The 26327-nt window shown below is 45.5% G+C and carries 23 protein-coding genes; 16 read left to right on the forward strand and 7 right to left on the reverse strand.

Annotated elements, in window-relative coordinates:
- Positions 1-16 precede the first annotated feature (16 nt).
- The 4 genes from GC093_RS34615 to GC093_RS34630 all read left to right on the forward strand — a co-directional run bounded on the left by GC093_RS34615 (position 17) and on the right by GC093_RS34630 (position 3954).
- Positions 17-910 (forward strand): carbohydrate ABC transporter permease, encoded by an 894-nt coding sequence (locus tag GC093_RS34615; RefSeq protein ID WP_171656519.1) that lies wholly within the window; start codon positions 17-19, stop codon positions 908-910.
- Positions 911-940: 30 nt separating this feature from the next.
- Positions 941-2530: a type 2 periplasmic-binding domain-containing protein gene (locus GC093_RS34620; RefSeq protein WP_171656520.1), complete on the forward strand. Its 1590-nt coding sequence runs from the start codon at positions 941-943 to the stop codon at positions 2528-2530.
- A 74-nt stretch (positions 2531-2604) separates the two neighbouring features.
- Positions 2605-3555 carry a Gfo/Idh/MocA family protein gene (locus tag GC093_RS34625; protein WP_312886696.1) on the forward strand — a complete coding sequence of 317 codons (951 nt, stop codon included), beginning with the start codon at positions 2605-2607 and terminating at the stop codon, positions 3553-3555.
- Positions 3556-3606: 51 nt separating this feature from the next.
- Positions 3607-3954: a cupin domain-containing protein gene (locus GC093_RS34630; protein ID WP_171656521.1), complete on the forward strand. Its 348-nt coding sequence runs from the start codon at positions 3607-3609 to the stop codon at positions 3952-3954.
- Between the two features lie 235 nt (positions 3955-4189).
- On the opposite strand, the gene GC093_RS34635 is transcribed toward GC093_RS34630, so the two are convergent.
- The 5 genes from GC093_RS34635 to GC093_RS34655 all read right to left on the reverse strand — a co-directional run bounded on the left by GC093_RS34635 (position 4190) and on the right by GC093_RS34655 (position 8606).
- A complete protein-coding gene (locus GC093_RS34635; RefSeq protein WP_246315831.1) occupies positions 4190-5119 on the reverse strand; it encodes an AEC family transporter in 930 nt (309 codons plus the stop codon).
- 33 nt (positions 5120-5152) lie between these two features.
- Positions 5153-5995 carry a sugar phosphate isomerase/epimerase family protein gene (locus tag GC093_RS34640; protein WP_171656522.1) on the reverse strand — a complete coding sequence of 281 codons (843 nt, stop codon included), beginning with the start codon at positions 5993-5995 and terminating at the stop codon, positions 5153-5155.
- A 79-nt stretch (positions 5996-6074) separates the two neighbouring features.
- Positions 6075-7250 (reverse strand): MFS transporter, encoded by a 1176-nt coding sequence (locus tag GC093_RS34645; RefSeq protein WP_246315832.1) that lies wholly within the window; start codon positions 7248-7250, stop codon positions 6075-6077.
- Between the two features lie 69 nt (positions 7251-7319).
- Positions 7320-8069 carry an MBL fold metallo-hydrolase gene (locus tag GC093_RS34650; RefSeq protein WP_171656523.1) on the reverse strand — a complete coding sequence of 250 codons (750 nt, stop codon included), beginning with the start codon at positions 8067-8069 and terminating at the stop codon, positions 7320-7322.
- A 120-nt stretch (positions 8070-8189) separates the two neighbouring features.
- Complete coding sequence (locus tag GC093_RS34655; protein ID WP_171656540.1) at positions 8190-8606, reverse strand: Lrp/AsnC family transcriptional regulator; 417 nt, start codon at positions 8604-8606, stop codon at positions 8190-8192.
- Positions 8607-8765: 159 nt separating this feature from the next.
- Here GC093_RS34655 and GC093_RS34660 point away from each other — a divergent pair, with 159 nt between their 5' ends.
- The 9 genes from GC093_RS34660 to GC093_RS35630 all read left to right on the forward strand — a co-directional run bounded on the left by GC093_RS34660 (position 8766) and on the right by GC093_RS35630 (position 19501).
- Positions 8766-8972 carry a DUF421 domain-containing protein gene (locus tag GC093_RS34660; protein WP_246315833.1) on the forward strand — a complete coding sequence of 69 codons (207 nt, stop codon included), beginning with the start codon at positions 8766-8768 and terminating at the stop codon, positions 8970-8972.
- 114 nt (positions 8973-9086) lie between these two features.
- On the forward strand, positions 9087-10739 hold the full coding sequence (locus tag GC093_RS34665; RefSeq protein ID WP_171656524.1) for a response regulator: 1653 nt from the start codon (positions 9087-9089) through the stop codon (positions 10737-10739).
- A gap of 17 nt (positions 10740-10756) precedes the next feature.
- Positions 10757-12598 carry a sensor histidine kinase gene (locus GC093_RS34670; protein WP_171656525.1) on the forward strand — a complete coding sequence of 614 codons (1842 nt, stop codon included), beginning with the start codon at positions 10757-10759 and terminating at the stop codon, positions 12596-12598.
- A gap of 252 nt (positions 12599-12850) precedes the next feature.
- On the forward strand, positions 12851-13819 hold the full coding sequence (locus GC093_RS34675) for an ABC transporter permease (RefSeq protein ID WP_171656526.1): 969 nt from the start codon (positions 12851-12853) through the stop codon (positions 13817-13819).
- A gap of 15 nt (positions 13820-13834) precedes the next feature.
- Positions 13835-14710 (forward strand): carbohydrate ABC transporter permease, encoded by an 876-nt coding sequence (locus GC093_RS34680; protein ID WP_171656527.1) that lies wholly within the window; start codon positions 13835-13837, stop codon positions 14708-14710.
- Between the two features lie 71 nt (positions 14711-14781).
- Positions 14782-16326: an extracellular solute-binding protein gene (locus tag GC093_RS34685; protein ID WP_171656528.1), complete on the forward strand. Its 1545-nt coding sequence runs from the start codon at positions 14782-14784 to the stop codon at positions 16324-16326.
- Between the two features lie 275 nt (positions 16327-16601).
- Positions 16602-18014 carry an FAD-dependent oxidoreductase gene (locus GC093_RS34690; RefSeq protein WP_171656529.1) on the forward strand — a complete coding sequence of 471 codons (1413 nt, stop codon included), beginning with the start codon at positions 16602-16604 and terminating at the stop codon, positions 18012-18014.
- A complete protein-coding gene (locus GC093_RS34695) occupies positions 17998-18657 on the forward strand; it encodes an SGNH/GDSL hydrolase family protein (protein ID WP_216625008.1) in 660 nt (219 codons plus the stop codon). Before GC093_RS34690 ends, GC093_RS34695 begins: the two co-directional genes overlap by 17 nt.
- Positions 18658-19177: 520 nt before the next feature.
- On the forward strand, positions 19178-19501 hold the full coding sequence (locus GC093_RS35630; RefSeq protein WP_216625009.1) for a hypothetical protein: 324 nt from the start codon (positions 19178-19180) through the stop codon (positions 19499-19501).
- On the opposite strand, the gene GC093_RS34705 is transcribed toward GC093_RS35630, so the two are convergent.
- Positions 19455-21011, reverse strand: a complete 1557-nt coding sequence (locus GC093_RS34705) for an ABC-F family ATP-binding cassette domain-containing protein (RefSeq protein WP_171656531.1) — start codon at positions 21009-21011, stop codon at positions 19455-19457. The genes GC093_RS35630 and GC093_RS34705 overlap by 47 nt on opposite strands.
- Before the next feature lie 345 nt (positions 21012-21356).
- Here GC093_RS34705 and GC093_RS34710 point away from each other — a divergent pair, with 345 nt between their 5' ends.
- The 3 genes from GC093_RS34710 (at position 21357) to GC093_RS34720 (ending at position 25015) form a co-directional block, all read left to right on the forward strand.
- Positions 21357-22775 carry an MATE family efflux transporter gene (locus GC093_RS34710; protein ID WP_171656532.1) on the forward strand — a complete coding sequence of 473 codons (1419 nt, stop codon included), beginning with the start codon at positions 21357-21359 and terminating at the stop codon, positions 22773-22775.
- A 78-nt stretch (positions 22776-22853) separates the two neighbouring features.
- Positions 22854-23828: an aldo/keto reductase gene (locus tag GC093_RS34715; protein WP_171656533.1), complete on the forward strand. Its 975-nt coding sequence runs from the start codon at positions 22854-22856 to the stop codon at positions 23826-23828.
- Positions 23825-25015, forward strand: coding sequence for an MFS transporter (locus GC093_RS34720; protein ID WP_171656534.1), 1191 nt, complete (start codon positions 23825-23827; stop codon positions 25013-25015). Before GC093_RS34715 ends, GC093_RS34720 begins: the two co-directional genes overlap by 4 nt.
- A 130-nt stretch (positions 25016-25145) precedes the next feature.
- On the opposite strand, the gene GC093_RS34725 is transcribed toward GC093_RS34720, so the two are convergent.
- Positions 25146-25970, reverse strand: a complete 825-nt coding sequence (locus tag GC093_RS34725; protein WP_246315834.1) for an SDR family NAD(P)-dependent oxidoreductase — start codon at positions 25968-25970, stop codon at positions 25146-25148.
- Between the last annotated feature and the right edge of the window lie 357 nt (positions 25971-26327).

Consider the following 26327-nt stretch of genomic DNA (forward strand, 5'->3'; position numbering starts at 1 on the left):
TTGGAGGTTAACGGACATGAATCATATTAAGGCATCCATGGGTGAGAAAGGGGCACAAGCAGCACTATACTTACTTATGGGCTCCATTGTGCTAGTTACAGTTTTTCCCTTCTGGAATCAATTGGTCGTATCATTAAGCACGAGTTCTTCTCACGCTGTTTACTCCACGGGGACCTTGCTTTTTCCATCCGGGTTTACATTAGACAGCTACAAGTTCGCCTTTCATTATGACAGCCTATGGAAGGGCTACGGGAATACACTGCTCAGAGTGATCCTCGGTGTTGTATTAAGCCTTATATTTACCTCATTGCTGGCGTATCCGCTGTCCAAAGCTGATCTGCCTGGCAATCGAATCGTTACAGCGCTGATCCTATTTACGATGCTGTTCAGCGGTGGATTGATTCCTAATTATTTGCTGATCAAAAAGCTGGGTCTGTTTAACAGTGTGTGGGCGCTCGTTCTTCCCAACATGATTGGAGCCTTTAATGTGCTGATCATGAGGAATTTTTTCAAGTCCATTCCCGATAGCTTGCAAGAGTCGGCTAAGGTAGATGGCGCAGGTTACTTTCTTATTTTTCGCAAGATTGTGATACCGCTTTCAAAGCCTGTGTTGGCTACGGTTGCCTTGTGGGTGGCAGTAGGTCATTGGAACGCTTGGTTCGATAGTCTGATCTATATTACGGATTCGAACAAGCAGGTACTGCAGGTCGTGTTGAGGAAAATAATTGTCGATAACAATATGGATGAAATCAATGCCATGCTCTATCAAAGTAAACAATTTGATGCATTCTCCAGCCGACAGCTGCAGTCCACCATGATTATGCTCTCTGTCATTCCGATGCTGGTAGCTTATCCGTTTGCGCAAAAATATTTTGTGAAGGGCATCATGCTTGGAGCCGTCAAAGAATGACAGATTACTTAAAAGAGAGTAGGGGAAACAATGAGCAAAAAAAAGCGAGTGGTATCGGTTGTATTAGGCTCGGCGCTTTTAACAGGTATTGCGTCAGGCTGCGGCCAAGGCAGCAGTGAGGGCGATTCTTCGAGTGGGCCTAAGGAACAACGTACATACAAAATGACTTATTTGAACCAGAACTATGATAAAACGGTTAAAGACAGCTATGCGATAAAAGTTGTAGAGGACAAATTTCATGTTAAAATCGAACAAGTTCCGCGTTCTAAGGATAATTTCAAGGAAGAACTCTTAGTCAAGGTTGCATCGGGCGAAATCCCTGACGTATGGGTGGACCTGCCATTTCCAGAATACGATAAGCTTGTAGAACAAGGGGCGGTTGCTGAAATACCGAAGGATTTACTGGAAAAATATGCTCCTAAATATATGTCTTGGCTGAAGAAACATTTGGGCGACAACCCTCTGCAATTTACGATGAGAAACGGGAAAAATTATTCGATGCCTATTATCTGGACTCTAGGACCTACATCCAAGGTTGTTGGAATCCGTGAAGACTGGCTGCAAAAGGCGGGCATTAATAAAATGCCGGAAACACTGGAAGAGCTGGAAGCTGCCATGAGAAAATTCCGGAATGACGACCCAGACGGTAATGGAAAGAAGGATACCTACGGTTGGACGGGAACCGGAGGGAAAACAGAAGAAATGTTCTCTCCTGTATTCGGAGCTTTCGGTGTGTTCCCTGGGATTTTTACCGAGGACAAAGGAAATATCGTAAGGGGTGAAATATTGCCAGGCGCTAAGGACGCGCTTACTGTGTTAAACCGTTGGTATAAGGATGAATTAATTGATCCCGAATTTATAGTTAATAAAAGTAAAAACGTTGACGACAAAGTTATTTCCGAGAAGTCTGGGGTTGTTGTTGCCTCATGGTGGAAATTTATACCGAAAGAGGCGTTTATCGGCGGAGAGTATTATGCGATGAAGAACAAAAATCCTGATGTTAAGTGGGCGAGCTTCGCGGGTCCCAAGGGTCCTGAAGGGAAGCAGGGAACCATCCAAGGGAGTCCGATTCCAAGCTCTGGCGCACAATTCGGTCTTCATATGGAAAAAGACCGCGATAAGATGATCAAATATATCGAAATCGCAGAATCTACTGCTTTTGATCGGGATGTGTTCGAAAAAATCGTATACGGGGAACTTGGCAAGACCTATCGTAAAACGGATGACGGCGGCTTCGAGTATCTTCCTCCATATGACAAGGAAGAGGAGCAAATCAAATTTGGAATCGGCCAACAGTATACCTTTGTCGGCAAATCCTTTAATGATTACGAATTTCAAACGCCATATATGACCAAAAACAGTCTCGTCTCGGTACGTCAAAAAGCGGAAACGACTGGAAAAGGCAAGTATGATGTAATGAAGACGATTCAGCTTCCCCAATATAACCAGATTAGTGACAAGCTGGAGCAGCTGACGATCAAAAATTATGTCGACTTTATAACGGGCCGCAGGCCGCTCAGCGAGTTCGATAAATTCGTAGATGAATGGAAGAAGACAGGCGGAGAGCAAGCGATTCAGGAAGCCCAAAAGAAATACGATGAAAATTTTAAAAAGAAGTAATGTGACAAAAGGTAGGAGTTCAAAAGGTGCTTTTTGACAACCTCTAAGAGGAGTGGGTTAAGCTGAAGGCTATTATAGTTGGACTAGGAAACAAAGGTTACTCGTGGTACAAGCGGATTCGTCGGGATCACCCTGATATTCAATTAGCGGTAGTCGAAGTAAATTTAGAGCTGCAAGCACGGTTAGCCGGGGAACTGGTTCCGTTCTATACGTCCGTGGCGGAGGCCGTTGTTAAGGAACAGCCGGACATTCTTATTAATGTGACGCCGCCCGCGTTTCATTCCGTCGTGAATGAACTGGCGTTTGAGCATCGTATTCCCGTGTTTTGTGAGAAGCCGATTTCAAATAACTACATGGAATCGCTTCGAATCGTAGAACTGGCAAGGCTAGGGAACATCCCCTTTATGGTGGCGGAAAATTATCGTTGCTTTCCATTCATTCGTCATATGAAAATGCTGCTTGATCAAGGTGTAATAGGAAATATCGCAACCATTCAAATTGATTTTTGCCGCTACCATCCAACAGATATTCCTTATTTCCTTGCTCTTGAGAATCCGCTGCTGGAGGATGTGACCATACATCATTTTGATCTTATTCGATATTTGACCGGGCGGGAGGGGAAAAGCATATATGCTTTCAATTATTGCCCGGTAGGAAGCTGGCTGAAGGCTAATGTTAATCTGAATTTCTGCCTTGAAATGGAGGACAGCATTGTTGTCAATTACATAGGCAGTATGACAGAGAAAGGACGCCAAACAGGCTGGAGCGGCGACTGGCGTATAGAAGGTACCGAAGGTGCATTGCTGCTAATCGACGATCAGTTGTTTCTTAATAAAGGGGAAGGAAACATTCCGATCGATAGTAGTGGGATTGCTGATCTGTCTTGCTTCCATCATTTTCTGGTAGCCTTAAAAGAAGGCAGAGATGCGGAAACCTGCGGGGAGGACTACATCAAATCAGAAGCTCTTGTTTATTTTGCCAACCAATCGCATAATCTTCAGCAAAGAGTGCCAATTATTTCGTGAACCAGTGAACTATGATACAGCAGATGGTCATATAAAAAGGAGGGAATGTACATGTTCATTCGTAATTTTTTGGAGGCAGAATTAGTCACGGAGCAGTGCCATCGAGGGATAGGCACAATCAACCACACGAGTATTTATAAGAAAGAAGACTTTGACACGAAAATTCAGTTTATTAATTACGTTGAAATTCCACCGGATGCGTCTATCGGCTTTCATCGACATCGTGAAGATGAGGAAGTTTATATAATACTTGAGGGCAACGGCATTATGAAAGTAAATGATGAGCAAACAAGAGTGAAGCCGGGGGATATTCTGCTAAACAAGCCCCACTGGGGACATGAATTATTTAACGACTCGAATGAGATGCTAAGGGCCGTTGTATTTGAAGTGTTGAAATAGATATAGACATAGAAATGGGTTGTGGAAAAGGGAAGAACAGGGTTAAGCATTGCTACTATAATCAATCTTGAAAAGGACATGCCGAATGAATTCATCATTCGTCTGTCCTTTTAGCTGTTGATCTGATTATTCGATCGCGAACATTCCTTTGCAGGTTTCACGTATTTTTTCAAGTCCCAGGCTACCGCTGTATTTATTTTGCTGTTAGTCTATAAACCAAGTTATTGCAAGCCCGTTATTGCAGTAAAAGCAAGATAGTCGGCAATACAAGGAAGGAAGCAAGAGTGGTCCACAGAATACTCTTGGATACAAACTGCGGAGCCGCATTGAACTGCTCCGCCAACAGAACAGCGTTAACGGCTGCCGGCATGGAAGCCAGTACAAGAATGACTGAGAACAAGATGCCTTCGACACCTAAACAAGACAAAGTAATATATGCGAGAACTGGCGCTGCTAGTAATCTCAGTAAGATACCAGCCCAAAAAGCTTTTTTATAGCTTATGGGTAGTACGGTGCTTTTAACACTTACCATTTGCGCTCCTAGTATCGCAAGAACGACAGGGGAATATGAATCCGCCATCAGGGTGAATCCTTTATAAAGGGCATCTGGGATTTGCAGCTCCAGTGTTTTGGCAAGGGTTGCCAATACCGCCGCATAAATAGATGGCATTTTAAATATAGATAATACCGCATTTTTTACAGAAAATTGGGAACGTGCCGCGAAATAGACGCCCAAGGTATTGACGATAATCATTTGAACAATGACATATAAGGAGGCTTTATCCAAGCCGGCTTGTCCGAAAGCCAATAAAACCAACGGAAGACCATAGTTCACACTGTTAGTGAAGGTCGAGACCATAGTTAGTCCCGCGCGTTCAGCAGCTGGCAGGGCAAACATTTTACTGATCAAGAGAGCGATTGCCCACAGCATCAAAATATTAATGATCGAAAATAATATCGTATTGGTAATGTCATCCCATGATATCTGCGCATTGAACAAGGCAACAAATATAAGTGCTGGACTCAAAACATATAAGGCAAGCATGGATATCGGCTTCGTATCCATCCCGCGGAAGCGCCGAAGCAGAGCACCACCGATCACAGGCAGAGAGATAGGAAGAAATACATGATAGATGGTAGAGAGGAAGGTTTGCAGAAGCATCATGAGCAGGAGTTTCCTTTCAATCCGTCCATAGTGCTACTTACTAAGTCCCTTCAAGTAGTGGATCACTTCATTCATCTCGTGAGCATCTGTATCTTCAATGGAAACATCAACGAAAGGCTTGTACTCATTAAGCTTGTGCAGGAAACCAGCTGTGTCGAACACACCTGTACCAGGTTTTACGGATTTTGGACGACCGTCGCTTTCTTTGAAAGGAGTCACCACATCCTTCAGATGAGCCAGTACGATTCGGTCTCCGAACAGCTCGAAGGATTCGTTAACAACCTGATCACGACGCTCAAAGTTCGTACGATCGAACAAATTGCACGGATCCAGCACAACTCCGATATGGCTGGAAGGGACTTCCTCTATGATGCGCTTCATTTTCTGAGGTGAGGTAAGAGTGTGAGTGCAGACCGGTTCAAGTCCTACATACGCGCCCCATTTCTCTGCTTCCTCAGCTAATTCCTCAACCGTACTGCGCAGGATGGACCATCCGATCTCTTCATACCTCTCAGCATCCTGATGACGGTAGGTTGTAAGATCTCCTGTTTCTGTAGCAACAATGGTTGTGCCAAACTCACGGGCAAACCGCAGATGCTCCTTGAAACGGTCGATTTCGTACCTTCTTTGTACAGGGTCGGGATGAACCGGATTGATGTAGCAGCCCAGCACCCCGATACGGATGCCTTGCTTGTCAAACTGTTCAGCAATATGATTGGCCAAGCCAGGGCTTAATTTACCTAAAGAAGTATCGATATCACCAATGGCCTTCGACAAAGCCAACTGTACGAAATCAATATCAAGTTCACCTAATTTTTGTGTCAATTGAAGAAGCGGCAGTGTGCCGACTTTGTGAGCCAATGTTCCAAATGCCATGGTAGTGTTCTCCTCGCTTTATCTAATGTAGTTGTATTTCCATCATACTATTTTCCGAGATAGTAGTCGATCCTATCCTTTACGCGTTGGCCCCTCGTTGCATTCCTTTTTCATTGAAGATTAGCCATAAGATACCGATGGTGCAAGCTAAGGCAATCCAGGCATTGTAATAAAAAATGTTTTTCATACCAAAGGCATCACTCGCAATTCCCCCGCCAAAGCTGCCTATAATACGGGCAATGCCTGCGCTAAGCAGCGCGTTTAACGTCTGGCCGCTGGCCTTCAATTCCTTTGGAACCTCTTGATTTATATACATAGCCATCGTTACCGACAGCACGATAAAGATCAATCCATGCAAAACTTGTGCGGGGAGGACCCAATAGGGATTGTCGGATAAAGAAAAGGCAAACCAGCGCAGCGCAGTGGCGATACTGGCAACAAGCAGAATATGGGTGATTCGAACACGCTTCATAATTCGTCCTGAATAGAGCAGAAAAGGAATTTCGCTTAAGGCGGAAATGACCATCGACCAGCCTAACAGAAAGCTGTTCCCGCCCATATTATGAAAATAGACAGGGAAGAACGTATAGTAATAGCCCAACGTAATTTGTAATACGAGATTAATGCCCATGTAGATCATGAGCTTGCGATTTCGAAATAAGATTCCGATATTCATCTTTTTGCCTGACGATTGGTAGCCTGTTGCAGCGGGGAATTTGGAAAGCAGAATAACACTGATGAACATAATAATGGCGTAGGTGACAAATAAAGAATTAATATGGCTTTTGGCGATCCAACCGAAAAGTAGAGACATAATAGCGAATCCGATAGTTCCGCCCAACCGGATTGGACCGAATGACCAGCGTTTCTGTTTGTCGAGCTCCTCTAGGGTGATGGCATCGCTTAAAGGGGCGATTGAAGTTTGGAAGAAGGTAAACAAGCAAACCATAATTAACAAATAAACATAATGGGTCGATAACGGAAAGAGCAGAATAACTACTCCGGTGCCAATGATAAGTACGCGAAGCACGGAATTTTTGGTTCGAGCCCGATCTCCAATTGAACCCCAAACAGGTTGTGCCAAGACAGCGACCAGAGGTCCCAGACTTAGCAGCAGCCCTATTTGTGTGGAAGTTGCGCCAATGGATTGGAAGTAGACTGGAATGAAGGTTCCATAAACCGCATTCGCCATATAAATAACCACGTAAAAAAGTAAGAATGGGAGCATACCTTTCAAAGCAACCGCTTCTTTCATTATTTAATGTGAAGTATGGTGCTAATTATCACATTAATCCGGCTTGGCGTAAACAATAAAAAGCAGCTTTTAATGGAAATATTCCCCATCCTCAGGAATGCAGACCTGGTCCTGAAGCTGATGCATCTCGACAAATGCTCTTAGCTCGGGACGTTTCAAAAAGCAATGATTCCAAGTCTCCATATGAGCAACCACAACACGAGTATTGGGGCTGTGCAAGCATACCTGCCGAATGTCCTCTGAGGTCATTGTTATGGGGCCGCCTTGCAGAAACTCGGCTCCCCCCGCGAATACGACAGTAACATCGGGTTGATACTTGGTGAGAGCTTGCGCTACATCCTCACACCAAATCGTATCGCCGGCTATATATAATGTCGGCTCGTTTGGGGCCTGAAGAACGTAGCCAGAAACGGGCCCCATTAGCCTTCCGATTTCGCCGATGCCGTGCTGACCGGTAGTTCGTGTAATACGGATGCCATTCCATTCAAACTCATACTCAATGGGAGTAACCTGTTGAAAGCCCTGCGAGCGTATCTTCTCCACATCCTGCGGCTGACAGAGGAAAGCAATATCTTTACGTAAGAGCTCCGCTGCAACACCATCGAAATGATCTCTGTGCGTATGAGTCAAGAGTATGGCATCAGCCTCGAGCAATTCTGTAATGTTAATCTTCAAATTGACGAGAGGGTTGGAAAGTGTATTGGCTGTGTTTGGAACAGCAGCCATCGCCCCGGCTGGGCTGAGCATAGGATCGACTAGTAGTTTTTGCCCAGCATATTGAATGAATAAGGTGCTGTGACGCACGAGTTGAATGTTCATAGTTTTGATCTCCTTCGAAAGCATGATTATCTACTTATTGTAGCTTCCTCTGGAGATGAAAAAAAGCTGTTGATGAAAGGGAAAATAGCCACAAGCTTTCACGATGAAAGAGTTTGTAAGTTAAATGATTTTACCAAGGGATAAATTGATTCTATAGTTTGCGTATTGAAGTATTTTATCAAGAAAATCATTGAGCTCTTCTTGGTTTGCAGTGCGTACTTTCAGCGAGTAGCAGCCTTCGCCAGTGATCCGATGGGCTTCTGTAACAGAAATCTGAGTTTCAAGAAAGCTGCGAAATTCGTTGTGGTTATTGCTTTTCATAAATATAGTTACAATCGCAAGTAAAGGTTTTCCTATTTTAGCTTCATCCACCTCAAGGGTGTAAGCTTGAATAACTCCGGATTCCTCCAAGCGTTTGATTCTATTGCCTACCGCTTGCCCGGTTAGAAATACTTGTTCCCCAAGATCCCGCCATTGAATCCGGGAGTTCTTCTTCAGAATTTCAATAATTTCCCGGTCGGTTTGATCTAATTCCATCATTCAGCGCATCCTTTATCTGTATTGTAAAGTAGTGAGTCAAAGAAATTATAAGCTTTGTGCCGCATCCGATACAACACGTAAACATATAATTGCCTTGGTTTCGTGATGCAGCCAATTCGGGTAAAAAAGCACATCCATCCGAAGGGGGCTTTTGCTATGGATCTCTATTACATTACGGTAAAGCTGGCTACCGCAATGGTTGGCCTATGGCTTATTACGAAACTATTAGGAAAAAAAGAAATTTCACAGCTAACCGCATTTGATTTCGTTTCCTCCTTGATGTTAAGCGAAATTGTTGGCAATACGATCTATGATAAAGATGTTCATCTAGTTCAGCTTCTGTATGCTCTGGTGCTGGGATGAGCATAAGGGGATATATTGCCAAATGAAAAAGTAAGATCACCCCAAACACTGCTTCTTCCATTGAAATCGATTTCATGTATAATGATGAAAAATGGCTTAGGGGGAGAACGTTGGATGTACAAGCTTGTTATCGTTGATGACGAACCAACCGTTCGTTATGGTCTGCGTAATTATTTCGACTGGAGTGATTTTAATATTGATTTCGTAGGCGAGGCTGATGACGGTGACGTAGGTTTGGAGCTGATTGAACGAATCCAGCCTGATTTGGTGCTGACAGATGTGCGTATGATCAATATGGATGGGATACGCATGTCTGCGCAGATTCGAGAGCGCTACCCTCATATCAAAATTGTTTTTGTAAGCGGTCACGATGATGCGGATTATCTAAAGTCTGCGCTTCAGGTCAACGCAGTTGATTATATATTTAAGCCTGTCAATATGCAGGAGCTAAGGATGGTTGTTGAGCGTGTCGTCGGAGAATTACAGAACGAAGCGAAGGAAAAAATGCTGATTGCGGATATGCAGGTCAAGCTGACCCAAAGCATGCCGTTACTTCGCGAAAAGTTTCTCATGTCACTGATCCGTGACGGAATCAACCAGCCTGGCGGCGCGCGGAAGCGGATGGAGTTTCTACAGCTGGAGCTGCCAGCAGACGCATCTTATTGGGTTATTGTAGTTACAATTGACGACAATGCGGAGGTAGTCGAGCCTCGCTCGGAGAGGGACAAGCAGTTGCTGTCCTATGCTGTACTTAACGTGTGTCAGGAGCTGATTGATCGCCACATGGGCGGGTATGCATTCGAGAATAGAAGCAGCGAATATGTCGGCATACTCCGTGTGTGCAGTAACAGTGATGGAGATGGCGGCGGTACTGGAGATGAGGAGAAGCCGCAGGAGGATCTGCTATTCAGCTTAGCTGAAGAGATCCGGGAAAATTTGCAGCGTTGGCTCTCCATCACGGTGACCATCGGGGTCGGCGAGCATGTATCCAAGCTTCAGGCATTGCCATGGTCATATATACAAGCACGCGAAGCGGCGGATCAAAAGTGGTACCTGGGCAAAAACCGCGTCATTTCTATGGACAGCCTCGAGCACGAGGAGCATAGTATGTACAGATTTGATCAAGTACAAAGCGAACGTTTCTTGTCTGTTATGAAAGCAGCGGAGCCTAATCAGCTGTCGATGGAGCTCAACGATTTGTTCGAATGGTTAGCCAGAAATCGCCGTGAAGGGTTGAAGTACAGCCGCAACGTGTGTCTGCAGTTGATCCTGCTGTCCAACCGTTTATTGCTGGAGCTGAACATACAAAGCCGCGATTTGGAAGAAAAGGAGCTTAGCTTGTGGGAACGTGTGTTTAAGCAGGAGACGATCACGGACCTGAGATTTACATTGGAATCCTATCTCGTAGAGGTTTGCTCACGCATTCAAGAGAAGCGCAGCGGGAAATCGAGTAACGTCATTGAACGTATACGACAAGTCATTGAAGAACGGTTAGCAGATAGCTTGACGGTTTCGGATATAGCGGAAAGCGTTTATTTAAGCCCCACCTATGTCAGCTTGCTCTACAAGCAGGAAACAGGAGATACGGTCTATGAATATTTGACCAAGGTCCGGATTGAGAAAGCTAAGGAGCTGCTGCGCGACACAACGGTCAAATTATACGAGGTTTGCTATGCTGTCGGGTATTCGGATCCCAGCCACTTCAGCAAGCTGTTTAAAAAGGTTACCGGCTTTACGCCGAGCGCCTACCGTGAACAAGTGCTATAAGGAGGGGAGTTCTTCTGATGAAATCCATGCTCCATAAGGGTGCTCGTTATTCGTTATTACTGTTAAAAGAGTTGGCAGCCGCCAGAACCTGGCTGCTATGTTATGTTCTATTGATTTTGCTGCCAGCCTCTTTCCTGCTGTACTTTTATTACGAGCGTTCCTCAGTAATATTGGAAAAGGAAGTAACCCGCTCCATGCTTCAGACTATGAAACAAACAGGGATCAATCTGACCTATCAATTTGAACGTGTGCGCGATACGTCCAATTCCCTCTTTATGAATCCTAATCTATATAAGTATTTAGACCAATCGGAGGCGACCGCTCCTATTGGACAACAATTGGTTGTGTTGAAGGATTTGCGTTATATGATGGATACGGCTGAGACGAATGGCAACGTGTTTCGCGTCAGGCTGTTTGTGGATAAGTCCAGAATTTATGCTGGAGAGTTGATCAATTTCTTTCCAATGGACAGCTTGAAAAGTCGGCCTTGGTACAATAGTGTCATTGAAGCCGGGGGTTCAATCGTCTGGATAGGAGCTTATGAGGAGAAATATATCGACAAGGGCAGTGCTTATGTGCTGTCCACGGCTCGTATGATTCGCGATGCTAAGAAATTCGACCAGATGACGGGCATGCTTGTCATTGATATGACAGAGCAGACCGTAAGAAACATACTTGATGCTGTAGATTTATCCAAACAGCAGGTTATTTATATGGTTGACTCCACTGGAATCGCTGTATCGCATGCGGATCAATCTTTGCTTGGCAAGCCGGTCCTGAGCGCTGATCTGAAGAAATCGATTACAGAAGCAGACGAGGGCATAATTAAAATAGCAGAAGGTGACGATGCGAAATATGCGGTTTTTACAACCATACAATCAACAGGCTGGAAGCTGGTGGCCGAGGTGCCGGCATCAGAAATATCGCGTCAGGCGGTTACGCTGAACCGGTTTTCCAGTGTTGCTACATTGCTTGGAGTATCAATCATGTTCCTCTTGCTGGTGTTCGTTCTGTTGGCTTTTATCATACGTGGGATGAACCGACGCGTTCAGCTTGTCATTCGAACTATTCACAAGGAAGGCCTGGAAAGCTTGGATGACCGCAATGCAGCATCCGATGGTCATATCAACGTTCTGGAACGGAGTGTCGATCATTTAATAGATAAGGTTAGAAATCTGATGGAAGAGACATACAAGACGAAGGTGCTGGAACGGGAAGCCCAGCTTCGTGCCCTACAGGCGCAAATTAATCCGCATTTTCTATACAATACACTCGATACGATCAATTGGATTGCCATAGGGCGTAATGCGCATGATATCAGCCAAATGATCGATGCGCTGGCCAAATACTTCAGGCTAAGCTTAAACAAAGGCAGGGACAACGTTAGTGTAGAGGATGAATTGAACTTAGCCAAAGTTTATTTGGAAATCCAGCAAAGCCGGTTTCCGCAGAGCTTTGAATTTACGGTTGAGTCAGACCCCGCTATACATAAACATTATATGCCCAAGCTGACCCTTCAGCCTATTGTGGAGAATGCGCTGCTGCATGGAATTCGTAAATCCAAAGGCAAAAGCGGCCATATCCGAATTACTGCCCATCAGGATGGCGAGGAGCTGGTGCTGTCCGTTTCCGATGACGGAGCCGGCATGGAAGAAGAGACTGCAGGGAAGCTGCTTAGCGAGCCACGGCCAGAAAGCTCCTTCGATAGCTCTGGCAGCTCTTACGGGCTGTACAATGTTAACGAACGTATCAAGCTATACTCGGGAGAGGGCTATGGACTGTCCATACGATCCGCACCAGAACAAGGAACGACGGTAACCGTTCGCTTGCGGAGTATCCGTGAGGAGCTGGTAAAATAATTGATGGATTCTCATAGCTAGTTAGCCCGCCAGATTGCATTTTTCAGAAAGATCATTTTATAAGAAAATGGCGCTCTTAACCCCGCTTGAAATCGGGAATGGGAGGGCCATTTGTTGTCTATTATCCGTTATTAACCGTACTTATTCGACAAAAGGCAGTAGGATTAAACCAGAAATCATAGCTTTACCCTCTACTGAGCTTTTTACAAACCCGATATAATCACATTACAAGCACAGGAGGTGACAACAATCATGAATACAACAACTACAGCAAACTTAGATAGTAAAGAGATTAGCCCTGAGCTTGACGTCAAACGGGACAGCCGGTGGAAGCTGTTTCGCAACAATTTGGACATGTACATTTTGTTGGTGCCGGGACTTCTTTTCCTTCTACTATTCAAGTACACACCCATGTATGGAATTGTGATAGCCTTTCAAGACTTCAATATTTTTGATGGAATAGCGGGCAGTAAATGGGTAGGGCTGGAGCAATTCCAGAAGCTGGTTCATTCCGATGAATTCATCCAAGTGTTTGTCAACACATTATTGATTAGCTTTTACAAAATTGTTCTGTTGTTTCCCATCCCGATCGCAGTCGCCTTGCTATTAAATGAGGTACGCAGGATGTTTTTCAAACGAACCATACAAACCATCATCTATTTGCCCCATTTCTTGTCCTGGGTGATTATTTCGGGCTTATTCATCAACATTTTGTCTCCTTCAGGCGGTTTGCTCAATCAACTCATACGATCGTTTGGGGCCGAGCCGATTTCCTTCCTGCTGGATAATGGATTTTTCAGAAGTGTTGTCGTCTTCACAGCAGGGTGGAAGGAAGTTGGCTGGAACGCTATCATCTTTATTGCAGCGATTGCGGGTATCGAGCAGGAGCAATATGAAGCGGCAGCCATTGATGGAGCGGGGCGAATTAAGCAGATGTTTTACATCACGCTGCCGGGTATATTGCCTACCATCGTATTAATGTTCATTTTGCGTATAGGCCATCTGCTGGATGCTGGAACCGAACAAATACTGACTCTGTACAATCCGGTGGTTTATCAGACGGGGGACGTTATTGGGACCTATGTATACCGCATGGGGCTTGGCAAAATGGATTACAGCTTCAGCACAGCGGTAGGATTATTTAACTCAGTGGTTGGTTTCCTGCTCATTATTTTCGGCAACATGCTTAGTAAAAAATTGCTCAATCGAAGTATATGGTAAAAGGAGGCAGGAACGATGCGTAGAAAATCAATAGCTGACTTGAGCTTGGATGTATGTGCTTATACATTTCTCCTTCTTATGGCTGCGTCCACACTGCTTCCGTTTGCCAATGTGCTTTCGAAATCGATCAGTGAAGAATGGGCAGTAGTTTCAGGTAAGGTTGGTATTTTTCCAGTAGGCTTTCAGCTGCACACGATGGAGTATGTAGTCACATCCGCTCAATTTATTCGCTCTTTTATGGTTTCAGTTGGTATAACGGTGGTAGGGACGCTTATATCGATCCTTTTGACAGCGGTTACGGCTTACCCTTTGTCGAAAAGACATTTGCCGGGAATCAGCTTCATTATGGTGCTTTTCGTTTTCACGATGATGTTTAATGGGGGCATTATTCCGAATTATTTGCTGATGCGCAACTTGAATTTGATCAACAGCTTATGGTCGCTTATTTTACCTGCTATGATCAGTGTCTTCAATCTCTTAGTTATTAAAAGCTACTACGAGAGCTTGCCGGAAGCGCTTGAGGACTCAGCCAAAATGGACGGTGCCAAAACCTACACCATCTTGTTCCGAATCATTCTTCCGCTTAGCGGACCGGTACTGGCTACGATTGGATTGTTCTACGCGGTTTATTTCTGGAATGATTTTTTCAATCCGATGCTCTATATAAGCGATGCGTCATTAAAGCCTTTACAGCTGTATTTGCGGGATATCGTCATGGATGCGGATTCCTCTTCGGCTCTGAACAAAAGCGTAGACGATTTAATGAATGTTTCACCTGAAGGTGTACGTGCAGCCACGGTTATCGCTTCCACGATTCCTATTTTGCTGGTGTATCCGTTCCTGCAGAAATATTTTATAAAAGGCGTTCTCATAGGTTCCGTGAAAGGCTAAGCAAGCATTCAATCCCTGGTATTGAGGGGTTAATGATACAGAGATTGTAAATTAAACTAGGAGGGTTTTCTATGAACAAAAAGAAATGGCTCCTCATTACATTGGCTGCAATGACCCTGACTTCTGCTGCTTGCTCATCCAAAGGGGGAGATACCTCAGCGACGGCTCCCGCCCCATCCGGATCCACACCTGCTCCCGCTGCCAAGAATGAAGTGAAACCGACATTGAAATCGCTGCAAATTTGGCAAAAGGACGACTATAACACGTATCCGGTAGCTAAAGTACTGGAAGACAAAACCGGTTATAAAGTGCAGTATGAAATGCTTCCTCAGGATAAACCTCAAGACAAGCTTAATTTGTTGATTGCATCTGCAGAACCGTATGATGCTATTACGACCAATGGCGGCAGTGAATTTAAAGCGCTTTATTCCGATTATGCGAAAAAAGGGGCTTTAGTTGATTTAACGCCTCTGATCGATAAGTTTGGTCCGAACATTAAAGCATCCGTGTCACAGGAAACATTCGATGCTGCCAAAGTGGACGGGAAAATTTACGCTATTCCTACCAAGGCCATTAACTTTTCAAGCACAGGCTTGATGATTCGCCAGGACTGGTTGGATAAGTTAGGTCTGAAAATGCCAACTACGCTGGAGGAACTGACGACCGTTCTGAAGGCATTCAAAGAGAAGGACCCAGGCGGTAACGGCGATAAAAACGTTGCATTAACACTAAAGGGAGACGATCCATTCCTGCAAAATGTGGTCGGTGCGTTCGGGATGCCTAACTTTTGGAATCCGGTTGATGGCAAGCTGACTCCGCGTACATTGGACCCAGCCTTTAAAGAATATGTGGGGTTCATGGGCGATCTGTTCAAGCAAGGGCTACTGGATAAAGAATTTGGTGTAAATAAAGATGCTACGATGAAAGAAAAATTCACTAGCGGCCGTGCCGGCGTTATCCCGCTTAACTGGTCCGATGTTCCTACCATTGCGGATGCACTGAAAAAAAATCAACCTGATGCCAAAATGGTTTTTGCCCCGGCTTTGAAGGGCCCAAGCGGCAAAATGGGCTTCTCCGCCTCCTCAGGTTTTGACCGGATCACCTTCATCCCTAAATCCTCCAAACATATTGAGGACACGATTAAATGGATGAATGCCAAGCTGGAGAAGGATACTTTCAGAACGATGGCGATAGGTGAGGAAGGAAAACACTTTACATTTAAAGACGGTGCGTATAACCCGATTTTGCCGATATTCACCGATGAACGGAATCAGGCCAATAATTACTTGATGGGCGTTGACGAGAAAAATTATCCGATCTACTGGCAAGCACGTGTACGTAAAGATCCTCGTTTATTTGAAGCTTGGGAGTTTCTGAATGTGAAGCAGCCTACAGAAGTAAGGATTATCGACCCGTTGGGAATGGCACCGTTTATGCCTGAGTATTCGAAAAATTTCCAACAGCTCAACACGATGGTTAATGATTACACTGTGAAATTGATTTTTGGCGCAGAGTCTATCACGGGATTGGAAGCTTTCCAACAAAAGTATAAAGCAGCCGGCAGCGATGCGAGCTATAAAGAAGTTAACGATTGGTACACTACTTTGAAAAAATAACAGGTAGCAAATAGAAAGCAGCTTATCTTTTAAAGTACCTGTTCAAAAAGTTAACTTTTCAGCACCGAAAAGGTTGCAAGAACCTGAAAAAGGAGGAGCGAAGTTTAGGGAAACCTAAATGAGCACCGGACTTCGAAGGTGAATGCAAGATTCGATGTCGAATAAGCTTCCTGAGATACTTCGTGATCAAAAGGGGACTTTTTGAACGACCTCTTAAAAGCGGCTGTTTTCTGTTTGCTTACGATTTTTCATCATAAATTTGAGGAGGAAATCAAATGACCATCAAATTGTCTACTGTCACCATCCCGCAGCAGGAGCTTACCGTATCCTATACACCGGATGTTGTAGTCATCGGCGGAGGAGCTACAGGCATTGCTGCGGCAATTGCAGCTGCTAGGAATGGCGCGGATACGCTGCTAATAGAGCAGCGAGGTTACATGGGCGGTATGGGGACCGCAGCGCTCGTTCCCGCATTCTGCCCTTATACCGATGGGGAGAAACCGGTCATAAGAGGTATCGGGTTGGATCTCATGGAGAAGATGAAGCAAGCCTCTGGCGATATCTATATGAGCATGCATAAAGACAGGCTGGACTGGGTTCCGATTGATGTGGAAGTATTGAAACGCATCTATGACCTTGAAGTGACTCAAAGTGGAGCTAAGGTGCTGTTCCATACATTTGTTGATCAAGTGCTTTCAGAAGGTGAGCAGATTCAAGGAATAGTGATCAGCAACAAAAGCGGCCGTTCGGTTGTTCAAGCGAAGCTGTACATCGATGCTACGGGTGATGCGGATATGGCAGCATTGGCCGGAGTACCCTTTCACATCGGTGGAGAGGAAGGGGAGCTTCAGCCGGGCACGATGTGCTTTATCTTATCCGGTTTGGACAAGGATAAATTTGATAAATTTATCCAGGAAACAGGTCAAGGCGGCCAGTTGCCGGATACGGTCACGCAAGCGCAGCAAAACGGCGATTTGCCGGAGGGACGTAAGCGAATCTCCGGCACTGCTTGGCTCTCGAAGTCAGTGGCCGGTTTTAATTTCGGCCATGTATTTGGCATTGATGGTACGAAAGCAGAGGATTTAACCTACGCTGCTATAGAAGGCAGGAAATTGATCGAGACGCAGCTTCGCTTCTTGCACAAGTATGTGCCCGGCTTCGAGAACGCGCATCTGGTCCATTCAGGCGATCAAATCGGAATCCGTGAAACGCGTCGAATTGTAGGAGACTACACGTTGGTGGTAGATGACTTTCTCCAAATGCGCACCTTTGAAGATGATATCGCGCGTAATTCCTATTTCATCGATATTCATCTGGCTAACGCGCAGAGCACTATGGCCATCAAGCATTTGCCGAAGGGACAATCGCATGGCGTTCCATACCGCTGCATGCTGCCCCAGGGCAAGGAGAACCTGATTGTGGCCGGGCGCTCGGTGTCTTCGGATCGTCCCGTACAAGGCTCCCTGAGAGTGATGCCGAACTGCTTTGCAATGGGGCAGGCGGCAGGAACCGCTGCTGCCATGGCCGCGGAATCCAATACCGGATTCCGCGGAGTCGACATTCGGGCGCTGCAGATTACGTTGATTGAGCAGGGAGCATGGCTGGGCGACCGTGAGGAAGCGGTATTTGAAGTCGTGGCGGCTGGCATGAGCCCGACAGCTGAAGTTAAATATGATGAAGAAGCTTGAGGGTTGGCTTGAAGCGGGCCCATGGAATCACGAAGCCAATCGATGGCGAGGTAAGAGCTGGGGGACGCTTGGTGACAGCATTACAGAGGCAAACGGCTATCAGCCGCTTGTATCCAGCGGGCTTGGTTTGAGCCAGGTAATGAATTACGGCAAAAGCGGCTGCACCATGACGGCTGGTGGTGACAGAGATTATGGTGCAACCGTGAATGTCGGTCGGAATATCGACCCAACGCTCGATTGTGTGACTATTTTTGCTGGAGTGAACGATTTTCGCTTGGATAAACCGTTAGGAGAACCTGACAGCTATGATATATTGACCTTCTATGGAGCCTATCGAACGTTAATCGAGCATATTTTAACGAATAATCCCTGCTGCCGGTTGAATCTGTGGACTCCATTGCCAAGAGATAAGGATGGATATGACATATTCAGTACGAATACGGTAGGGCGCCGATTAGTTGATTATGTTGATGCTATACGGATGATAGGAATTAACTATTCTTTGCCTTTGTTGGATTTGTATGCGGTGAGTGGATTTAACAAGTTAACGATGCATTACTATACATCGGATGGGCTTCATCCGAACGAGAACGGACATCAGCGCATAGCTGATTTGGCTGTTTCGTTTCTCTCGAGGCTGTAGATAGAGCAGTAACGACGGAGCGGCGGAAGTGAGGAGAGTAAGCTCTTATTTAGTACAACCAAGACTCCATTACCAACGTTGAGTGGTGATGGAGTCTTGGTTGTGCTTGTGATGGAATATTCTGATAGCAATTGCTGAGCCAGGGGGGGCGTGGGTTGAGAACCAAGTTAGTGGAAGTGCTCGTTCCGTTATTTCTAGAAAAGCATATAAAATAGGGGGATAGCGGAACTAGAAGTTCCGCTATCTCTTGGTTTATGCGTAAATTGGCCGCATTCCCCCAAATAACGGAATTGAGGCTTCCGCTATTGTGTTCAATTTGTCATGGCGGGTTGAATAACGGAACTTCTGGTTCCGCTAAGGTATAGTTCTGAGCAGCATTAATATATTCCCATAATTTAACAAAATTGTTTGACAGGCAAACAAGCTTCCATTCCCACTTTGATAGGGGTCATAGAAGCTTGTTGGTTTAAATTTGTTGAGGGGTTCGTTCAGTAAGCTTTTGGGATAGTCCTGCAGTCCCTTGCTCGTCCCGTACCATCCCCGCACACGTCTTGCACTTGATCTTGCACTTGCTCTTGCACTTGCTCTTGCACTTGCTCTTGCACTTGCACTTGCACTTGTACTTGATCTTGCACTTGTACTTGATCTTGTACTTGCACTTGCACTTGTACTTGTACTTGATCTTGCACTTGTACTTGATCTTGTACTTGCACTTGCACTTGCACTTGCACTTGTACTTGATCTTGTACTTGATCTTGCACTTGATCTTGCACTTGCCCCTGCTCTTGAAACAATGATTAGAACATCTTTGTCGTCCAGGATTCACAGTTCCATACTTCTGTAACGACATCACGATAAAATTCGGGTTCGTGAGAAATCAGAAGAATACTGCCTTTGTACGCCTTGAGGGCGCGCTTCAGCTCGTCCTTAGCATCCACATCCAAATGGTTGGTCGGCTCATCGAGTACGAGTAGGTTCGTTTCGCGGTTGATCAGCTTGCATAAGCGAACCTTTGCCTTTTCGCCACCGCTTAAGACTGTAATCTTACTCTCGATATGTTTAGTTGTGAGCCCGCACTTGGCCAGTGCCGCTCGAACCTCGAATTGTGAGTAAGAAGGGAATTCTTTCCATACTTCTTCTATGCATGTATTGTAATTGGCATCTTTTGCTTCCTGCTCAAAGTAACCGATACTCAAGTGTTCCCCAAGCTGAACGGAGCCGGATAGCGCTTTAATTTCGCCTAAGATACTCCGCAGCAATGTCGTTTTACCGATACCATTTGAACCCACAAGCGCTATCTTCTGTCCGCGTTCCATCCGGAGGTCGAGCGCCCTTGATAAAGGCTCATCATAACCGATGACAAGATTTTTAGCTTCAAAAATCAGCTTGCCTGACGTTCTTGCATCCTTGAAGTTGAATTGAGGCTTCGGTTTCTCTTTAGCTAGCTCGATGACATCCATCTTATCCAGCTTCTTCTGTCTGGACATCGCCATATTCCGAGTCGCGACACTAGCTTTATTCCGGGCTACGAAGTCTTTCAAATCAGCGATTTCCTGCTGTTGGCGCTTGTAGGCTGATTCCAACTGCTGCTTTTTCATCCCGTGGACCTGCTGGAAGTAATCGTAATCGCCAACATACCGGTTGAGCTCTTGATTTTCCATATGATAAATCAGGTTAATGACACTGTTAAGGAACGGAATGTCATGTGAAATTAGTATGAATGCATTCTCATACTCGTTAAGGTAGCGCTTCAGCCATTCGATATGCTGCTCATCGAGATAGTTCGTCGGCTCATCGAGGAGCAGGATGTCCGGCTTTTCGAGCAGCAGCTTTGCTAGCAGCACCTTAGTCCGCTGTCCGCCGCTAAGATCATTAACATCTTTATCCAGGCCTATATCGGTAAGTCCTAGTCCGCGGGCGGTTTCTTCGATCTTGGCATCGATTAAGTAAAAATCTTGATTCGTCAATGTATCCTGAATCGTTCCGACATCCTCTAGCAACCGCTCAAGCTCTTCCGGAGATACATCGCCCATCTTAAGGTACATGTCGTTCATCTCTTGTTCCATATCGAACAAATATTGGAAGGCTCCCTTCAGGACATCGCGCATCGTCATGCCCTTGTTGAGCACTGCGTGCTGATCGAGATACCCAACGCGCATCCGTTTGGACCACTCTACCTTACCTTCGTCCGGCTGGAGCTTGCCTGTAATAATGTTCATGAAGGTGGACTTACCTTCACCGTTGGCACCAATGAGTCCGATATGCTCACCTTTGAGCAGGCGGAAGGATACATCCTTGAAGATCGCGCGATCTCCAAATCCGTGGCTTAGTCTTTCTACATTTAATATGCTCATGAATGACACCTTTTCTTTTAAACTTTTTTCTCATTGTTTATTATAAGCGTTAAGGGGCGGTCAACTCAATATGGGAGCCTATACAAAAATTTTGTGCAGCTTGCTGGTGGTCGGTAAGCTGTAGGTAACAAGGCTGATTTTTGTAAGAAAAATTGCATTATAGCGACCTTCTTAAGAGCTGAAGCAACAATTTCCAATGTTAAAGTTACTATACTTAAGGTTACTTATTGAAGCGGAGTTCAGTCCTTATGAAATTTTAAGAAATCAGCTATGATTAGAAAAGCTTCTAGAATTGGAAGCTGTTGGTGGAAAATACGTCTATAGAACGGAAACGAAGGTGACTGCATGAAAGCGCGAACAAATGAAAAAGAACAACCTTCCGAAGCGGATGAACAGATGGATGCTCCAGAGGCAGCCTTAGCCGATCCCAATGATCGTCAAGCAATCCGTAAAATTATTTTGAAGCTAGCTGGCCCATCCTTGGTGGAGATGCTGCTAATTAATTTTATGCAAATGCTTAGCATGATTTTGGTAGGGCGGGTAGGACCTGAAGCAGTGGCGACGGTTGGGCTAACCAGCCAGCCTTATTTTCTATTACTAGCTATTTTTATGACTTTAAATGTAGGTACCACTGTAATTGTGGCAAGATCAGTCGGCTCCGGTAAGATTATGGAAGCCAATCGAGCGGCGAGTCAGGCTTTTGCATTAAACATTGTACTTTCTGTGCTAGTCGTTGCACTTGGATACTTCTTTGCAGCTGACTTGCTCCGTATGATGGGAGCCGGGGAGGACGTAGTTGCACATGGATTGCAATATGCAGAAATTATTTTCTTGTCTGTCGGCTTTAATACGATTTCAATGGCATTGACTGCAATTTTACGCGGAGCTGGCGATACTCGTACCCCAATGAAAATAAACGTATTATCGAATGTGCTCATTGTTATTATCGGATTTCCATTGATTTATGGAGTCTATGGTTTGCCGAAGATGGGCGTTACTGGCGCAGCGGTTGCCACTATCGTATCGCAGCTGGTTTCCATGGTTTGGGTCATTGCTGTAATGTTCAGCGGCAAGTATACCATCCGTTTAACTGCGCGCGGCCTATTTCAAATAGACCGTGTGATGATTGGACGTATTCTCAAAATTGGGCTTCCTACGGCTATTGAGCAGATCGTGATGCGTCTCGGGATGCTTGTATTCGTCAAAGTTGCAGCCAGCCTTGGAACCGTAGCGTTGGCAGCGACTCAAATAGCGTTTAACGTGTTTGGGCTGACCTTTATGCCGGGTATGGCTTTTTCCATTGCTGCTTCTACTCTGGTAGGTCAGGCACTTGGAGCCAACAATCCGGACTTAGCTGAAAAGTATGGATGGCAGGTACGTAAAATCGGAATGGTCGTAGCAGGCGCTATGGGTGTGGTTTTTATCTGCTTCGCCTCCTATATTATGATGCTGTATACGCCAGACCAAGCTGTAATCGAACAAGGAGCTGTTGGCATAAGAATTATGGGCTTTATTCAAGTATCACAGGCAACCCAATTTATTTTAGGTGGCGCATTGAGAGGAGCAGGGGATACGAAGTACCCATTGTATTCGACTTTAATCGGTGTATGGGGCTTTCGGGTTGCTTTGAGTCTCTTGTTTGTTTTTGGATTGAAATGGGGTACGGCGGGTATTTGGACTGCAGCTGCTGCGGATCAATTCGTACGTTCAGTGCTTATATACGGACGGTTTAAGAAGGGGATTTGGAAAACAGCCCGAGTGTAGCTTTACAGCTCAAGATATGTTCATTTGAAACGGTCCTAAATTTGTATTTTATTATAAATAGAAGGGTTGGGGAAATGTATGAAACACAGAAGATTGGGAAGAACAGGATTGAAAGTATCGGAGGTCAGCTTGGGGACAATGGCTTTTGGCCGTTGGATTGATGAGGCACAGTCTCGCAACGTATTCGACGCAGCATTGGATGCAGGAATCACATTGTATGATACAGCAGACGTTTACGGAAAAGGAATGGATCGGGATAATCCGCTTGAATCCGGAGAATCTGAAGAAATTCTGGGAAGAATCATGCAAGGCCGTCGTGATCAAATCATTTTAGCGACTAAGGTGCACGGTAAAGTCGGACTAGGTCCAAACGATTCAGGCCAAAGCCGATACCATATATTCCGTGCAGTGGAAGCGAGCTTGAAACGGCTGCAAACGGATCATATCGATTTGTATCAGGTGCATCGGTTTGACTCTCAAACCCCTTTGGATGAAACACTTCGCGCACTCGATGACTTGGTAAAATCGGGTAAAGTCCGCTATATCGGATGCTCGAACTTTGCCGCTTGGCAAATTGCCAAAGCCCATGGTGTCAGCGCCTTGAATCATCTTCACCGGTTTGAAAGCGTGCAGCCTGAATACAGCATCATATCCAGAGGCATCGAGGATGAGCTGCTCCCGTTCGTTGAATCGGAAGGGGTTGGGGTTATTGTATATAGTCCTTTGGGTAGAGGGCTGCTGACAGGTAAATACAGGCAGGGTGAAGCATCTCCGGAAGGATCTCGCGGTGCTGCAGGAGAAAAAAGGCTTCATTCATTGCTAGGAGTAGACCGGAATTTTGACATTGTAGAGTCGATCAAGCCGTTGGCAGCTCAGAGGGGATGGACATTGGCTCAATTCGCGTTGGCATGGGTGCTTAGCAATAAGAATATCACTTCTGCTATATTGGGGGCTTCCCGTCCTGAACAAATAAAAGATGCATTACTGCACCTCGGAGAAAACTTGACGGCCGAAGAATTAGCTGAAGTGGACCGTGTATCGAAACTACGATGAGCTCTGACAAATCAGCTAAGTCCACCTACGTATATGTATCCTTTTATTATGCGCTTATGTTTATGGCATTAGGGGCTTTCTCTTCCTATATTAGTTTGTATTATAACAAAATTAATTTGGATCTTTTTACAATAGGGCTGCTTACCTCAGTGGGATCCATTATTGCTTTGTTCATCCAGCCCTTGTGGGGATTGGCGGCAGACCGGGCCAAATCGAAAAATGGCATTTTATTATTAAGTCTGCTGCTGACAGCAGCTACGATATGGCTAGTTCCGTTATCGGGTAACCATCTCTGGCTGCTGCTGCTTTCGACAACCTTGTTTTCGGTGGTTCAGTGTGTGGTAAATCCGCTTAGCGATACGATTGCCTTGGAGCTTGCCAACAAATCGAAGTTTAATTTCTCACGGGTCAGGACGGCAGGCTCAGTTGGTTACGCTGCGATGTCGGCGGTTGCAGGCTGGATATTGGAGAAGAATATCGATTACATGTTCCCGGTATTTTCGATTATGATGTTTATCGCATTTTTATTTGCGTGCGGTATTCCGAGAGTAGAAGGTCATCAGCGCAAAGTGAAGGTAAAGCTGAAGGAGATTTTTAAAAACAAGCCGTTAATGTTAATTTATATTTATACGTTTACGATTGAGTCTACGTTGGGCTTCTTTTTCACCTTTCATGCAGTCTATAGTCAGGAGCAGGGAATCACCACCAGCTTGATCGGTATTGGAATTATGATTGGCTCTATCAGCCAGTTTCCTTTTATGATTTTCTTCGATCGGTTGTACAGAAGGTTCGGCATTTATAATATATTGATGTTTTCAGGCTTCATTCATATTCTTAGATGGGTGCTGTATGCGATTGCTGTTACGAAATTCACGGTCATACTGTCATGGGTGCTGCACGGAGGAACGTTTATTTTATTTTACCTATGCCTTGCAGAATACGTGAACCGGAATGTTCAGAAGGAATTGAAAGCGAGTGGTCAAATGATGAATTCCATCATGCTGCTGGGAGGAAGCCGAATTTTTGGCGGATTGGCAGGTGGAGCCTATGCGAGCTGGTTCGGTATGGGTTCGGGGTTTGTTGTTTGTGCAATCGTGTGTATTCTCACTATGATTTATTTTAGTTTATTCGTAAAAAAGTATTTGCAACCGCAAGAGGAGCAGACCCAGATAGGAATTTCATCTTAATTACACAAAACGGAATGCTCTTATCATAAAAAGTTAGAAGAAGGCTGCCAACAGGAATAGTTGGCCAGCCTTCTTTGCTTTTCTGGAGGCATGAGAAACTGCTACCCGCAAGTTCAGCTGTTTCGACTAACTAATCCACAATAAAGCCGCAGGTCAGGTTGGCCACAGTGCCCGTCATGGCGCCGGCTTGATCCGAAGCTATGAAAGCTGCTGTGTTTGCGACCTCAGCAAGCTTCGGAAGACGCTTCAACAGAGTACCACCCGCCGCGCCAGCCAGCATCTCTTCCAGGGTAATTCCGGCTCGTTCGGCATTGAGGCTGAAGAGCTCGCGGCTGTGGGAGCACATCATCGTGGCCTCAGGAATCATATGGGACCTGAGGCAGATAACGCGGATTCCATTAGGTCCGAGCTCACCTGCCAGATGGCGGGAGAATGCTTCGATACCTGCACACGCAACGCTGTGTCCCATGAACCCTGGTCCCGGCATTTGCGACACGGGCGTAGAAAGTGTAAGGATCACGCCTGATTCTTTCTTCACCATGTGCCGGGCCACGGCCTTTGCCGTGATGTAATTAGTCCGTATGTAACCGGCGATTGGGTATTCGAAGTCCTCGAGAGACAGTTCCGCGAAAGGTGTACCCTGAACGTGAAAGATCCCGACTGCGTTTAATGCAATATCGATACCGCCAGCCTTTGATGCCACAGCATCGGCATGCTTCTCGACTGACTGCTCGTCAAGAGCATTGACTTGAGCGGTCTCAACCACTCCCCCTGCGGCAGAAATCTCCTCTGCAACCGCGTCGAGCTTGGTAAGCGTGCGACCGGCGAGGAAGACACGCGCCCCTTCTCGGGCGAAAGCACGGGCAACCGCACTGCCGATTGCTCCTCCCCCTCCGTAAATCACGGCGTTCTTGTTCTCAAGCAGCATATTCAGAACAACCTCCTTTTTTTCCATTATCATAGCATGTAACGGATGTTGAGATTTCTTCTAGATTGCTATTTTTGTTGAACCTATGGAGGGTTTGATCTTTGACGGAGAAGCTCCTGGAAAGGGAGGGGATACATGAACAGATAGGGCTGGGGGGACCAGGGATCAATTGTTTTATTAGGAGTTGTGATCTATCTAAACTAATGGAGCATGAAGGGTACCATGACTTGAAGATGATACCGTTAAGGGATAACCGAATGTTGAACACATGAGGTTAATCGAATCGTATTCCGCTTTCGCAGTGTTCCTACAAATGGGCAGTGGAAGGAACACGGATGCGCTATTTTAAAATGCACACGTGATCATACAAGTGGAAGGGAACTA

It is taken from the genome of Paenibacillus foliorum, from assembly GCF_013141765.1.
In the GTDB taxonomy this organism is placed as follows: Bacteria; Bacillota; Bacilli; order Paenibacillales; family NBRC-103111; genus Paenibacillus_S; species Paenibacillus_S foliorum.